Below are 13,692 nucleotides of genomic sequence, written 5' to 3'. Positions count from 1 at the left end.
GTCAGCTCGCTTCCCAGCAGATCGGCAGTTCGGTCAGGCCACGCACCAGCAGTCCGGTCTTCCAGCGCAGCCGGTCAGCCGGGATGGCCAGGCGCAGGCCGGGTAGGCGGGCTAGGAGCGTCCCGAGGGCCACCTGGAGTTCCATGCGGGCCAGGTGAGCGCCCAGGCACAGGTGGATCCCGTAGCCGAAGGCCAGATGCGGGACTTGGGGGTCGCGCGACAGATCCAGGGTCTCGCCGTGGGGGAAGACGCCTTCGTCGCGGTTGGCCGCGGGGCGAGCTACGTACACCGTGTCTCCCGCGCGGATCAGCACACCGCCGAGCTGGACGTCCTGGGTGGCGACGCGGGGCATGCCGGCATCGGCGCCGAGCGGAACGAACCGCAGCAACTCCTCGATCGCCGAGGGTAGTTGGTCGGGATGATGTCGCAGCCGTTGCAGCTGCTCGGGATGGGTGAGCAGGGTAAAGGTCAGGTTCGTGATCTGGTTGGCCGTGGTTTCGTATCCGGCGACCAGCAGCCCCACGCCCAGGTTCACCAGCTCGGTCTCCGACAGCGCCCCGTCGACATCCCGCGCGCGGATGAGCGTGCTGAGCAGGTCGTCACGCGGGTGCTGGCGGCGTTGGGCGATCAGGCCGGCCAGGTAGTCGGCGAGCGCCTGCCGGGCGCCGGTGATCTGCTGTGGGGTGAAGGCGGTCGTGGCCAGGAACGCATCGGCCCACGCGCCGAACTGCTGCCGGTCACCAGGGGGAACGCCGAGCAGTTCGCAGATGACCGTGACCGGCAGCGGGAACGCCAGCCCTTCGACGACGTCGGCGGGCGCACCACCGTCGATCATCGCCTCCAGCAGCTCGTCGGTGATCTGCTGGGTGCGGGGCCGCCACCGCTCGATCCGCCGCCGGGTGAAAGGGCCCACCACCAGGCGGCGGATCCGGGTGTGCTCGGGCGGGTCCATCGCGGTCAGGTTCGCCTCGGGTGGCCCGATCACCGAGGAGGTGGCCTCGGCCCGGCTGAAGATCGGATCTGACAGCACCCGGCGTGCGTGCTGGTACCCGGTCACCAGCCAGGCCTCCTGCCCGGTGGGGAAGCGCATCCGCGTCACCGGCTCGCTGTGGCGCAGCTGCGCGAACATCGGGTCAAGATCCAGGCGTGGCTGCTGGGACGGGTACCGGCGCACCTGCTGTTGTCCCGTCATCGGGCGAAGACCTCCCTGCGTGTGATCGTCACCGTGGGCCCGCTCCCCGGGGCTACCGCTTCCGGAACGCTTGGCTGGCGGCAGGGACGTCAGGGAGCAGTGAATCGACGGTAAGTCCGTGGGATCAAAAAAGCGTCATCGCCCCGTCATCGGCAGCGGGGCCTAGGTTCGCCCAGTGGTTCACACCGTGGCCGCATCCGGCCATGACAAGTCACATCCGCCTCTGTAAGGCTGCTTGTTCACGGACGGGGACGTAGCGCCTGCTGGGGACACGGGGATGGAGCTTCGCATTCTGGGACGGGTCGAGGTCGTCTCTGACGAAGGCGAGCCAACCCCGGTAACCCGGCCCTTGATCCGCGCGGCGCTCATCGCTTTGGTGCTGCACCGCAACACCGCCCTGACGCCCGAGCGGCTCATCGACCTGCTGTGGGGCCCGGACGGCAGCGGCGGAGATCCCTTGCACGGGCTGCGTAGCTGCATCTGGGGGATCCGCAAGGTGCTGCCGCCTGACCGGCTGGTGACCGACGACGTCGGCTACCGCCTGGTCATCGATCTGGGGCGTGATCGGGTCGATGTGGATTCCTTCCGCGACCTGCACCGCCGAGGCCGCGCCGCGCTGCGCCACGGCGACCACCTCACCGCCATCCAGCGGCTCAGGGCGGCGGTGAACCTGTGGCAGGATGCACCGATCAGCGACCTGCTGCCGGACACTCCGGCGATGAAGGCCCTGGTCACGGGGCTGGCCGAGGAGCATCGCGACGCCCAAAACGCCTGGGTGCAGGCGCGGCTTGCCCTGGGCCAGCATCACGATCTGCTGCCGGAGCTGCGCACTCTGGTTGCCCGCGATCCGCTGAATGAGCAGCTGTGGTCCGATTTGATGCTCGCTTTGTACCGGTGCGATCTCAAAGCCGACGCGCTGCACGCCTTCGAGGAAGCACAAGCCGCGCTGGCCGCGCACGCAGATCTCGAGCCGGGCATCCAACTGCGCCGGCTGCGGCGGCGCATCCAGGCCGATGACGCCGTGCTCAAGCCGCACCAGGCCGCGGCGATTCCTTCCCAGTTGCCGCCCGATGTCATGGACTTCACCGGCCGCGCCAACGAGGCGGCCGAGCTGACCGAGTTGCTGTCGCCGGCTGGTGAGCACACCGCCGTTCCGATCATCCAGATCTCTGGACCGCCCGGGGTCGGCAAGACCACGCTGGCCGTGCATGTCGGACACGCCGCCCGCGCGTCCTACCCCGACGGGCAGCTGTACTTCCACCTGGCCGGATCCTCCGCCCACCCCCGCTCGGCGCACGAGGTCCTCAGCGAGGCCCTTCGCGCCCTGGGGGTACGGCCGACCGACATCCCCGAGACCACAGCCCAGCGCGCAGCCCTGTACCGCACCCAGCTCGCCGGGCGCCGGGTGCTGGTGATGATCGATGACGCGGCCTCGCCCGAGCACGTCCGGCCGCTGCTGCCCGGCACGGCCGGCTGCGCGGTGATCGTTACCAGCCGCAGGCAGCTCATCGGGCTGGCCGGCGCCCACGCCACCACGCTGCACCCCTTCGAGGATGCCGACGCCTTGCGGCTGCTCGCCCAGATCATCGGCCCCGCCCGGGTCGATGTCGAACCCGACGCGGCCGACGACATCGTGGCCGCGTGCGGTGGGCTGCCGTTGGCCGTGCGGATCGCCGCGCAGCGGCTGGCCGCACGCCCCACCTGGCCGCTGGCCTACCTCGCCCGCATGCTCACCGACGAAAAACACCGCCTGGACGCCCTGGTCGCCGACGACCAGGCCGTGCGCGCCAGCATCGCCCTGAGCTACCAAGGGCTCGAAGGGCGGGCGGCGCGGGCCTTCCACCGGCTCGCCCTGGTCGGCCCGCACGATGTCGCCGGATGGGTGCCCGCCGTCCTCCTCAACGAACCGGCGGCCGACGAGGTGATCGACACCCTCGTCGATCACTCGCTGCTGGCCGCTGCCGGCGTCGACGCGCTCGGACAGCCGCGCTACCGGCTGCATGACCTGCTGCGCGACTACGCCACCGAACGCGCCGACACCGACCCCGGCTCCCAGGCTGCCCGCCACCGCCTCTTCCACGCGTGGCTGGAGCTGACCGCGCTCGCCAACGCCGCGGTACCGCCCATTCCCTACTTCCCGCCGCCCCAGCCCGCACGTAGCCCGAGCGTGATCAGCGAGGCCACCCGTCGGCTGGTCACCGACCAGCCCCACCTCTGGCTTGCCACCGAGCGCACCAATCTGCTGGCGGCCATCGAGGCCGCCTGCGCCGCCGGGCTCTACCAGTTGGGCGCGCAGCTCACCGACCACCTCGCGGCGTATCTGCACCTGCACAGCTACCACGAGGACGCCGAGCGCCTGTGGACCCTGGTCGGCGCGGCTGCCGACCGCGGTGATGACCAACGCTTTGCCGCCTGGGCACGCCTGCGGGCGGGCACCGTGATCGCCGCCGATCGCGGCCGCCCTGCCCGCGCCCTGCCCCTGTTCAACACCTGCATCGCTGGCTTCGAGGGCGCCGATGACCGCGTGAACCTCGCCCGCGCCTACGGACTGCGCGGCTACTGCCACCAGTCCCTCGGTCAACTATCTGAGGCCCACGCCGACGCCGAACACGGACTGGACCTGGCCCGCCAGGTCACCGACAGCCACGCGCAGTTCACCTGCCTGCGCATTCTCGGGCTGACACTGAGCCAACTCGGGCACCATCAACAGGGCATCCAGTTTTGCCAGCAGGCCCTGTCCATCGCCCACGATCTCGGCCTCACCGTCTACATCGGATTCGGCCTGTATGCACTGCTGCGGACCCGGTTGCTGGCCGGCCACTATGACGCTGCGATCGACCTTTGTGAGGAGGGCATACGGCAGTGCGCCCTCGAAGGCCACGAACGCGGCGGCGCCCACTTCCGCCAGCAGATGGGCCTGGCCTACCAACACCTCGATCAGCACGCCAACGCCATCGAAGCGCTCACCGACGCCCTCCAGACGTTCCAGATGCAACGTGACGGCATCCAAACCGCCTACTGCCTGCGCCTACTGGCCACCAGCTACCAGGCCACCAATCGCCCGCGCGAAGCGATCAACCTTCTTGAAGAAGGCATCGCCACCTACCGACGCCAGGGGCTGAGCGGTCCGGCGGACGAACTACAGGCGACGCTGGCCGAATACCACAGAAAAACAGACCCGCCCTAATAGACCGTTTAGTACTGACGTGCTAAACGGTGCCGCATCCCGACTGCCTACGGTCCGCAGCAATTCCACAGGACCCAAGGCGATGATTGCACTTACCGCTGGCAGCACTTCTCCACTGCCAAACACTCACGCGGGCTTAGTGCAGTCCCATTTTATACGACGCAGTCCATGGCGTTGCGGCGGGACTTGACCAGGATTGGCAAGTCGGCGCTCGATATCCCTCCGGTGCCACCACCGAAAACAAGCCCACGTGGCGCCGGGCCGGGATGTCGAGGAGGTTGCGGAAACGATGACTGCATCAGGCGGTAACGCATATCACCCCGCGGCATGGCTGTGCGGAAACGGTGCCATGGCGTGGCGGCGGGTCTTCCCCGGGCGGCTCGATCAAGTCGCCCGGGCACGGTCGTGGTCGGCGATGCTGCTGGCCCACACCAGCCGCGCCGATGACGCGGAGTTGATCCTCACCGAATTGGTCAGCAACGCGTTGCTGCACACCCGATCGGGCGAACCGGGCGGCTGGTTCGGCGTCGAAATCGCCCTCGGGTGCTACGCCCGTATGGCCGTTCACGATCTGGGCGGACGCCCCACCCCGCAGCTTCCGTGCACCGCACCGGAGAACGAGGACGCACTCACCGAGCACGGACATGGGCTGCGGGTCGTGCAGGACCTGGCCGCCCTGGTGGGCGTCGACGGCAGCCCAGCCAGCGGTCACACCGTGTGGGCGCTGCTGGCCCTGGAACCGTCCCCGGCGCTCCAGGCGACCTGACACCCGCTCCTTTCCGTATGCGGTGCGCCACGGCACCCCTCAGCGCGCGCGTCAGCATGCCGCGCCGTGCGGTGGCGTGCCGTAGCGGTGTGTCGTGACGGTGTGTCGCCGACCTGATCTCCTCCCGCTGCACGGCGTACCCCGGCTGGGCTTGATGACCAGAAAGGGACCACACCATTGGTTGACCATCCTTCCGCGCGTCGGCTCGGGGATCGGGTCCGGGAGATGCGGCTGCGCCAGGGCATGTCCCAGGCGGCGCTAGCCAAGCCGGATCTGTCCGACAGCTACATCTCGCTGGTCGAATCCGGGAAGCGCACGCCGTCGGCGGCCGTGGTCGAGGCGCTGGCCGAGCGGCTGGGCTGCTCGGTGGACTACCTGACCTGCGGGCTAGCGGAGACGACGCTGACCGAGCTGAAGACCGGGCTGGCCCAGGCGCGGCGCGCCCTGTACACCGGCAACCCCGAGCAGGCCCTGGCCCGGTTGCAGCAGCTGGCCGACATACTGGCCGAGGTTGCGCAACTGCCCCCGATCCCACAACTGCACGTGGAGGTGCAGCACACCACCGCCCTGGCGCTGGAAGCCACGGGGCGGTTCGACGACGCGATCGCTGCGCTCCAGCCACTGCTGGATGCCATCGACCCGATCGTCGCGCCCGCGGGGCTCCCGAAGCACTCCGATCAACCCTCAGCGCTCACTGGCCGGCCGGAGTGGCCGGGCTGGGCGCAGTGGGCCACCCTGCAGGTCGCCCTGGCGCGGTGCCACCGCCGCAACGACGATCACGCCCTGGCCGCCCGCAGCGCCGGGCCCGCCTTCGCCATCGCCGCTGTGGCCACCGATGGCGGTGACGTCGAAGCCGCCGAGGCGGCCGTGCAGATCGGCGCCGTGCTGGTGGAGGTGTTCGCCGATGCCGGTGAGGTGCTGCTGGCCCGCCAGACCTGCACCCGGCTGCTGCAGATGGCCCAGGACTCCGGCCACCCGCACGCCCGGTTGCAGGCCTATCAGCAGGCCGTCCTGGTCGCCGAGACCCTCGGGGATCTGGGGGAGGCAGCACAGTGGGCCGAACGTGCCCTGCACCTGTTGGAGGCCGACGAGGCGTTCCGCAGCGCCACCGAGTGGCACGCCCGGTGCGCGGCCCTGCTGCTGCGCGTTCGCCCGGACCAGGCCGAACGCGCCCGCGATCTGCTGACCCAGCAGCTGACCCGCGCGGCCCTCACCGGCGCCACACCCCAAACCCTCACCGCTCTGGCCGAGGCCGAGCTCCTCCTGCAGCGCCCCGACCAGGCCGCCGCGCACGCCCGCCAGGCCCTCCACCCCCCAGAAACCGGCGAAACCGCCGACTCCACAGACGCGGGTGAGCAAGTCCCGGACTGGGTGAGGGCGCGAGCTCTGGCCGTGCTCGCCGCCGCCTGCGACCGGCTCGGCGACCGCGACGACGCGATCGCGGCGCTGGTGCGCCGCGCCGAACTCCTGGAACACCACGGCCCACGTCGACAGGCCGCACAGGCGTGGCTGCAGGCCGCCGACCTCCTAGCCCCACCGCACCCCGCTGACCGCGATCACGACGAGGTGGAGGCTCCGCGCCTGCGGTACTACCAGCGGGCGCTGGCCGCAATGGGCCTAAAACCCCATGTCTAGGCCCAGCAGGGCTCACAGGGCCTGCAGGGGGACCGATGTGGCGGTGCTCGGACCCCAAGCGGCTCCCGGAGCTGCGGGGCAAGCTCACCCCCCGGCTGGCCGAACGCGGTGCGGCGTTCCATGCCCCACCGCGCGCCGAGCAGGGCGATCGCGACTACTCGGTGCGGTGGTGGGTGGACGGGCACTGGCGCCGCTATCACTGCGGCCCCGGCTGACAGCGCATCGAACGCCGTTGAATCAAACCCTAATCTGGCCGGTCCCGACGACAAACCTGTTCGTGGCACGCAGCGGGTGAAGGCAGGGGACCGGGTACGCACGCCATCCCCGTTCCCCTCCGACGTGGGTCACCACGCGCGGTGCAGCGGCCCGGGACGTTCCCCATCGCCTCACCCGGCCGCCCGGCACCGGCCGTGGCGGCGCCCCTCCCACACCTTGCATTTACCTACCTACCTACCTACCTAGTCGGATTCCTGACCAGATCCCCTTCGCCGAAGCGGAGCATCCGCATGCGCGCGAAATTGCCGGAGCTGTCGGAGCGGCTGGCCCGGTTGCCGGTCCGCTCGCGCCGTAAACTTCCCGTCCGCTACGCCAATGTGATCAACGCAGCGGGACGGGCGGACTCCGCCACGCTCGATTCGGTCAAGGTGCACCAGATCGCACGGACCGGTTGTGCGGATTGTGCGGTTTCCCGCTGGGCTATTGGATCGCCTTCGTCGGCGGGCCGCGCTGTGTTCAGCAGCGGCCCTATCTAGACCCGCCCATGCACGAAGACTACGCCCGCACCGCCCTGTGAATGTGCCTGTGTCTTGCGCGGGAGGCTCTGCAGCGTCGCAAGAACCCGCCGCCGTGCGCCGTCACCCCTCCCGGCTTTATCGAAGATAAGCCGGACGCCTACTTCCTGTAGGTCACCCGCTCCTATGATCACACCGTCACACGCGATGGTGTGATCTTCTGTCTCCGCTCTGGCCGTGGGCCTCGAACGGTGCCGCTACCTCGAGGGCTGGCTCATCCCGCCGGGAGATGACTCTTCTCCTGGACCATCCGGTCGGCCTGACGGCGGCTAACCCCGTCCTGCATCGTGGTCCCGGTATCTCTGTCAGCCGTACATACACGGGGGCTCGCCGGTGGCCCTGGAATTCGCCCTGACCGGCGGACTGCTGGCCAACGCGTGCTCGCGGGCCCGGGCGCCAGCACCCGGCTCGGAAACGACGGACGTGCAGGCGCCAAGGATGCCGGGGCCGCCGCCGGCAAGCTGACCCATTGGCGCTTGTTCCAAGACGCGCAGGTCAGAGCCGATTTAGGCAGATACGCCAATCGAGCCACATCCTGCCTAGGCACGCCTAAACGAGGTTAGACACCCGGGTAGGCACGATGCGGGCCACCGCTGGTCTGACACGCTTGGATGTGCGGACTAGATGGCCAATCCCAGAGGTCAGCAGCGATGTAGGCACAAGCATGGGACTATAGGCACAAGCACGAGGTAGGAACCTGGGCACCCGACCCTAACCAGCCTCCGACAGTGGCTTACCCTCAATCCACCGATGGTGGTTCGAGGTTGGTCTCTCGGCTGTTTCGGTGAGGTTTGTCGGGTTGGCGGCGGCTGGCGGGCAGGGCTGATTGGCTGGTCTGCCCAGCTTTTCCACGTGTTTGGTTCCGGTCGGGCCCGGTCGGGCGGTGGATAATGGCAGGTCAAACGCTGTCGGGTGGGGCGTGGACGGTGGTGAACAGGTGCATCCACGCATCAGCCCAGGGCCAGTTGCGGGGCAGATGCAGCAGCAGGCGGCGTGCTGAGCGGGCCAGCCGGGCGGGGACGTTGACCAGGTGGGCGCGGATGGTGGCGGTGGTGGCTTTGGCGTGGAAGGCCGAGGCCAGCGCGCCGGCGGCGCGCAGCAGGTTGAACGACATCGCCCACAGCACCAGCCAGGCGGCGTTGGCGTTGAAGTGTCCAGACGGCAGGTGGGCCAGGGGTCCGGCCTTGCCGTCGGCGATGACCTGCTCGATCACGGCGTGGTGGCGGTGCTGCCGCTCGGCCTGCAGGGTCTGGAACGGGCTGTCGGTGAAGAACGGGTGATAGCGCCAGGCGGGGAACAGTTCGCCCTGCTCACCCACGGTGGCGGGTTTGGCCAGATCACGCACCCGGCGGACGATCAGCCGCGCGGTGACCTGCTCGGCCTTGCGGCGTCCGGTGAAGGCGGTGTAGCAGCCGATCTCGGCGACCTGGGCGTCATAGATCAGCTCGCCGGTGTCGGGATCGATCACACCGGTGGGGTAGCGGATCTGCGTCCACGCGTCCTCGCCGATGGCGGCGATGGCCCCTTTGATGGACGGGTTCATGCCGCAGGTGATCGAGAAATAGGCCCCCGCGCGGCGGCAGGCGGCCACCACATCGGCGTTGTAGAACTGCGAATCGGCGCGCAGTACGCGAATGCCGGTGGCCCCGACCTGCGGCGCGGTGGACAGAGCCTCGGTGACCAGGCGCATTGCTCCCCGGCTGTCGGCGGACTTGCCTTGGCGCAGCCGCACCGCGGCCACGATCGGGCGGGCGATCGGGGTGCAGATCGTGGCCAGCAGCGGATGCAGGGTGCGTACGCCTTTGAACCGTCCGATCTGTGCGCCCTGCTTGGCGCGGCCGAACACCCGCCGGTGGGTGGAGTCGACGTCGATGAAGGCGACCTGGTCGGCGCCGGGCAGCAGCGGCGTCCGCCTGGCCAGCTCGGCCAGCAGCCGGCGGTGCACCGCGTGCAGCTGCAGGGCATGGCCGTGGGTGAACGAGCGAAGGAACGTGCCCAGCGTCGAGGGTGCACGGACCCCGCCGAACGCGATCGGCACCGCCCCGTGCCGCAACCGGTCGGCATCATCGATGCTGTCGGCTCCGGCGCACATCGCCGCCACCAGCGACATCACCTTCGCGGCCGGGGCGGCACCAGCGCTGTTGCGCGCACCGTCGATGCGCAGCGCCTCGGCCGCCAACCCAGGCAACCCCGCCCGCTCGGCCAGCCGCACCACCGGCACCAGCCCGGCATCGGCGATCAGGTTCGGCTCGTCGAACGCGGCAGCCACCGCCGATGAGACATGAGAGGATTGCACTTACGGGATGCCTCGTTGTTTCTGCGCTGCTGGACCCTAGACAAGCCCATCATCGCAGGCCACGGGGCATCCCTTTTGCCGTTTCCGCAACCTGAACACCAATCAACCGGTGGATCGAGGCTTACCCTTCCCAGGGCACGCGGTCGAGCCCATGCCGATGGGGGTACCGACCAGGTCGGTATACCCGCCGGGTACTAACGCTGCTGGTAGCGGCGGATTTGTCCTTGCCGATGGTCCACCCGACTCTCTCTAGAAGTCGTCTCTGTCGAGGGAGCGGGGCGGTGCCCGGCGTGGTGGTGATGTTGTAGTGGCGGGTGGCTTGACGGTGTCGTGCGGTGTTGTGGGCGGCCGTGATGCTGACTCAGGGAGTGGATGAGGTGCATGGGGGTCGACGCGCGCTGCGCGAGGCTCCTCGGGCCGGCGCCAGGGGCGTGTGAGCCCGGCCCCGGCCCGAGGGCGCGGGTGAGGTCCTGATCACCGGGCGGGCGCGAACTCATCCGTAGGCATGACGCCGAGGTCGGTGGCGGTGTCCGGGATGACGTGCCGTGTCATCAGCCGCCCGCCGTGCGTACGCATGTAGCGCAGGGCCAGCTGGCGTGCTCGCGGACCGTGACTGGGATGTATCGCGTAGATGTCGCCCCGTTCCGGGCGTTCGATGCCGTATTGGATGATCATCCCGGCCTCCACCCCGGCGTCGTAGGGGAACTCGAACACATAGGTTCGGCCGTCATCATCCCCGCGCGCCTCGACGATCACCCGGCGCCGGGCCTCGTCCCGGATGATCACTTTCACGGTGGCGTAAATGTCATCATGCCGGATCGGGTGACCGACCCGTAGGTGCTGGGCGGTGATCTCGGCGTCATACCAGATCGTAAACGGTGCCGTTTCCATTGCGTGCCTCCCGTTCCATTCCGGTGACCGTTCAATGTGTTTTGCCGTTACCCCTATTAGATCTCGTATTCGGGTGAAGTCAAGCCGTGGCCGGGTGTTATTTTCCGGCTGGCCGTCATCTCCGGCTAGGTAAGGGTCTCCAGCCGTTTAGGGCTGGGAAAAAGTTCGAAATCGCCCTTGACTATGGGATAGCGCAGAGCGAACCTCGTGGTGGAACGGCAAGACGGAACGCCGAACCGAACATTTGAATAGGAGGTGTCATGGGCAATTCAATTGTCGTGCGAGCGCATCATGTGGCGCGTTTTCGCCGCTGGTGCGAGGGCGGCGGGAACCCTTATCTGATCTGGACGGGCAGGGGTGTGCGGACATTCCTGACCGATCGGTGGCCTGCGCTGTGTGACACCGGCGCGTTCATCATCACCACCCGTGATGATCTGCTCGCGGGCAATCCGGAGGCGCTGGATCTGCCGGACGAATCATTGGCCACGGCGCTCACGCAGATCACCGACGACCTTATGGCGGAGCGAGCTGGCTCCTGCGGGTGAACCGGCAGGTGCTGAGCCAAGTGCCGCACGCCCCAAGCCGGGGCGTCCAGGGTGATGCCCGCCCGCCGAGGGCGGGCCTCGCCCCGGATGACCCGACCCCCCAACGGGTCGCCGACATGGCACGGCGCGGCGAAGGAGAGGAGGAGCCGCAATGACGGCACCGTCCACGCACACCACCCCACAGTCCGCTCCAGGGTCGCCCCCACGGTCGGCGGTGCGGCATTGGCATGTGATCGAGTCCGAGGCCGGGTACCTGCCCGAAGCCGAGCCGGACACCTGCGATGAGGTCATGCGCGCGCTGGATGCCCTGGCGCACCAGATCAAGGACTGGGCGCAAGCCCAGCCCGATCCCGAAGACGCCGAGGCAACCGCAGTGGAAGGGGTCGCCGAGATCTACTGCACCTGCCGCACCGAAGGGCGCTCGGCCGAGCACCGCGACGCGGTAGCGCGGGTGGACAGCGGCCGCGGGATCAGTGAGCAGTTCGACCAGCGGGTGTTCGAGCTGACCCCCTGCACCGAGTACGGCTGTCTGAAGTTCTGCCCGGATGCCGAGTGCGGCACCTTCACCCCGATCACCGATCTCGATGACCGATGCTGGTGCTGCGGCGCCACCTGGGTGGACTGGGAGGCGTGCGGCTGGCTGGCCTGACGGGCGGCCAGCCGCCGTGCCCGGCAACGCGACCCCGGTGTCGAGACCAGCGGCCGCGTTGCCGATGGCCCGGACACGGCCATCACCGAGCCCCCGCCGGCGGGGGACAGCCCGGCAATCGGCACAGCCGAGCCGTGTTCGAGGTGGCCCTGATGGCGCCGCCGGGCCGGGCGCCGCACCCGGCGGGCCTTGCCCAGCGTGCGGCTATGGCGCGGCCGAGTCGGCGGATGCCCGCTCGCCTGTGATCATGTTCGGGTGCGGCAGCGCGGCGGCGGTTCGGCATACCGCGGTCAGGTGCCGGTAGGCGTCCTGTCGTCGCGCGGCGAGCGTGTCGATCATGCGCCCGGTGTCCTGCAAGATCCCGCTGGGGTTGAGCCACTGCCCGGCGTCCAGGGCGGCCTGGGCGGTGTCAAGATCGCGCCGTCCGGTGTTGATCTTCTCCCGGAGATCCTCCTCGATTCGGGTAATGGTGCGGGCGGCCTCGATCACAGTGTCGATGACCGCGTGGTGAAGAGCGCTGGCTTCGGCGAAATGACCCAGGTCCCCAATCGTCAAACCGGCGTTTGCGATAACCGTCCTTTCCATGTCGCTGATATACATGATCCCCTCCTGGCGTGTTTCTGTCGTTCGGCGGTTCTGGTGTTTTTGCGGTCACCTCGATTGAATCTCGGGGTGCAGCGAAGTCAACCCGAATCGGGGTGTGTTTTACCGGCTGGGTGGCATTGCGGGCGGGTAAGTCCATCCAGCCGTTGAGGGATGAGGAAAGGATGAATCACGCGTCGAAGGCGGTGCACACCGGCCCGCACTCCCCGCGGTCATGAGGGCCGCCCGGCGCGAAATGCGCCCGGATCGCCTGCTGCCGTTGCTCCTGCTGGCGCCGCGCCCGTTGCCGGTGTCCGCGGCGTGGGGCCGCGCCGTCATGGAGCTGGTCACATCGCGGGCATTGTCCGTAGGGCTTGCGGCGCCCGAAGGGCAACGGCTCATGAGTGTGATCAACGATTCCGCGGGCGGCGTGGTCGGCGCGCCGCAGGTCACAGCGCGGGCATTCCCCAGGCGGGCGTAGCGGGCTGAACGGCTCAACGACGTGGTTATGCCCAACCCTGGCGCGCGAGTGCGGCGCCGTCATTTCATGGTTGCTCATTGTGTTCTCGCCTTCGTGTCATGTGACTTTTTCTGGTAGCGGGCTGGTTTTTGGGTGTGGGTCGATCGAACCTCGATTCATCGGCAAGTCAAGAAGAATCGGCCAGTTTTTGCGGGTGAGTTCCGCCAGCCGGCCAGGTAAGGCCGCCCAGCCGTTCACGGCAGGGCAGAAGGCGAGCCGGTCGTTTTACGGCTCGAGGTGGCCGACGGGCTTGACTGGTGGTGTTTTTTCGAGATAGTGGCGGGATTGGCAGGTGAGCCTCTCCAGCCGTTGTGGTAAGCGAGAAACCCGCGATTTTCTATTGCGAGGCCGTTCGGGCAGAGCGATGGTCGAGCTCCGAACAACGAAACGCGGCACCACCGAAATGGCGCCGCCCCCGTTCAGAAGGAGCTTTGGCAATGGCGAAGGAAAACACCGCCGCCCGCGACGGCAACGGCACCGAAACGGCCCCGAATGGCCCCACGGCGCGCGAGAACCCCGCGCCGGGTACCGGTGCCGAGACGCACGCGGACGGCCCGGCAGCGGCCGTGCAGGGCGCGCTGGCGGCCAACCCTGGCGGCACCGTTAGCGCGATCGCGCTGGCCGCGGGGGTGTCTAAG

General features: G+C 68.7%; 11 protein-coding genes. 7 read left to right on the top strand and 4 right to left on the bottom strand.

From position 1 onward, the window contains the following. Position 1: 1 nt before the first annotated feature. A complete protein-coding gene (locus tag ACGWYJ_RS21800; protein WP_395108083.1) occupies positions 2 to 1,192 on the bottom strand; it encodes a cytochrome P450 in 1,191 nt (396 codons plus the stop codon). 277 nt (positions 1,193 to 1,469) lie between these two features. Here ACGWYJ_RS21800 and ACGWYJ_RS21795 point away from each other — a divergent pair, with 277 nt between their 5' ends. The 4 genes from ACGWYJ_RS21795 (at position 1,470) to ACGWYJ_RS21780 (ending at position 6,995) form a co-directional block, all read left to right on the top strand. After that, positions 1,470 to 4,379, top strand: a complete 2,910-nt coding sequence (locus tag ACGWYJ_RS21795; RefSeq protein ID WP_395108082.1) for a BTAD domain-containing putative transcriptional regulator — start codon at positions 1,470 to 1,472, stop codon at positions 4,377 to 4,379. Between the two features lie 349 nt (positions 4,380 to 4,728). Then, the gene (locus tag ACGWYJ_RS21790; RefSeq protein WP_395108080.1) at positions 4,729 to 5,145 is read left to right on the top strand and encodes an ATP-binding protein; all 417 of its coding nucleotides are present in this window, start codon (positions 4,729 to 4,731) and stop codon (positions 5,143 to 5,145) included. Between the two features lie 177 nt (positions 5,146 to 5,322). After that, a complete protein-coding gene (locus tag ACGWYJ_RS21785; protein ID WP_395108079.1) occupies positions 5,323 to 6,780 on the top strand; it encodes a helix-turn-helix domain-containing protein in 1,458 nt (485 codons plus the stop codon). A gap of 35 nt (positions 6,781 to 6,815) precedes the next feature. Further along, positions 6,816 to 6,995: a hypothetical protein gene (locus ACGWYJ_RS21780; protein WP_395108078.1), complete on the top strand. Its 180-nt coding sequence runs from the start codon at positions 6,816 to 6,818 to the stop codon at positions 6,993 to 6,995. Positions 6,996 to 8,469: 1,474 nt separating this feature from the next. On the opposite strand, the gene ACGWYJ_RS21775 is transcribed toward ACGWYJ_RS21780, so the two are convergent. Both ACGWYJ_RS21775 and ACGWYJ_RS21770 read right to left on the bottom strand, forming a co-directional pair. After that, on the bottom strand, positions 8,470 to 9,867 hold the full coding sequence (locus ACGWYJ_RS21775; protein ID WP_395108077.1) for an IS1380 family transposase: 1,398 nt from the start codon (positions 9,865 to 9,867) through the stop codon (positions 8,470 to 8,472). Positions 9,868 to 10,341: 474 nt separating this feature from the next. After that, complete coding sequence (locus ACGWYJ_RS21770) at positions 10,342 to 10,758, bottom strand: hypothetical protein (protein ID WP_395108076.1); 417 nt, start codon at positions 10,756 to 10,758, stop codon at positions 10,342 to 10,344. A gap of 260 nt (positions 10,759 to 11,018) precedes the next feature. Between ACGWYJ_RS21770 and ACGWYJ_RS21765 the strand changes: the two genes are divergently transcribed. Together ACGWYJ_RS21765 and ACGWYJ_RS21760 are read left to right on the top strand one after the other, a co-directional pair. Further along, positions 11,019 to 11,303 carry a hypothetical protein gene (locus tag ACGWYJ_RS21765; RefSeq protein ID WP_395108074.1) on the top strand — a complete coding sequence of 95 codons (285 nt, stop codon included), beginning with the start codon at positions 11,019 to 11,021 and terminating at the stop codon, positions 11,301 to 11,303. Between the two features lie 229 nt (positions 11,304 to 11,532). Continuing rightward, entirely contained in the window at positions 11,533 to 11,952 is a 420-nt protein-coding gene (locus ACGWYJ_RS21760; protein WP_395108073.1) for a hypothetical protein, read from the top strand. 204 nt (positions 11,953 to 12,156) lie between these two features. On the opposite strand, the gene ACGWYJ_RS21755 is transcribed toward ACGWYJ_RS21760, so the two are convergent. Next, entirely contained in the window at positions 12,157 to 12,552 is a 396-nt protein-coding gene (locus ACGWYJ_RS21755) for a hypothetical protein (RefSeq protein ID WP_395108072.1), read from the bottom strand. A 939-nt stretch (positions 12,553 to 13,491) separates the two neighbouring features. Between ACGWYJ_RS21755 and ACGWYJ_RS21750 the strand changes: the two genes are divergently transcribed. Then, on the top strand, positions 13,492 to 13,692 hold a 201-nt coding region (locus ACGWYJ_RS21750; RefSeq protein WP_395108071.1), incomplete at its 3' end, for a hypothetical protein.

The organism is Actinomadura sp. SCN-SB (genome assembly GCF_043906805.1).
In the GTDB taxonomy this organism is placed as follows: Bacteria; Actinomycetota; Actinomycetes; order Streptosporangiales; family Streptosporangiaceae; genus Spirillospora.
The sequence above is the reverse complement of the archived record's forward strand: the minus strand, read 5'-3'. Positions and strand labels throughout refer to the sequence as shown.